Annotated in this window: 1 protein-coding gene; it reads left to right on the top strand. The window is 56.7% G+C overall.

The genetic code is table 11. The features are described from left to right. Positions 1-109: 109 nt before the first annotated feature. Positions 110-630: type IV pilus biogenesis protein PilP (pilP, locus tag A6U95_RS08735; RefSeq protein ID WP_065684190.1), on the top strand; the 521-nt coding region annotated here is incomplete at its 3' end.

Below are 630 nucleotides of genomic sequence, written 5' to 3'. Positions count from 1 at the left end.
GATCGGTTGTTTGCGCCGACGCGCTTCAACAGCAGCGGGATAAGGGCGTCCAGTATCACGACGACACTCAAGAACAATCGCCTGGAATACACCATTGAGGGACTTCTGTATGCCAACCGTTAAATCCGGGATCACTCCCTGGGCGTTGTGCCTGGTGCTAACCGCACCGGGTGTCTTCGCCGCGCCTGTCGCTGACATACCGGCGGCTCCATCTGCTACACCTTCGTCTTCGGTTGAACAGTCAGTGAAACCACCAACGTCAGCAGATATTCCTCTCCCAACCACCTTCACGCGCGCGGAAGCGGGACGTGCATTAAATCTTGGCCAACTGGAAGCGATACAGGCTGAGACGGTGCTGTATGAGGCCCAGCTTGCCAGGGCAAAGGCCTTGAATGAACTGCAAAAGAACGGTTATGACCGTGCACTGGATCAACCCTTCAACCCGGCGCCCCCTTCTCAGGACAACAAAACTGAGGTCAAGGGAGCGGTGCAAGATGCCGTTCCGCCACAGATTGTCGAGATCACTGGCACGGGGAAAGGTTTCACGGCCGTGCTGGCACTCAGCAACGGCAACCAGGTTACGGTGCAGTCAGGGGATCGCATTCCGGGTACGGAATACGTTGTTAAACG

Source organism: Serratia sp. 14-2641, from assembly GCF_001692375.1.
Taxonomy (GTDB): domain Bacteria; phylum Pseudomonadota; class Gammaproteobacteria; order Enterobacterales; family Enterobacteriaceae; genus Chania; species Chania fonticola_C.
Note: the sequence above shows the minus strand (reverse complement) of the source record. Positions and strands in the feature narration are given on the sequence as shown.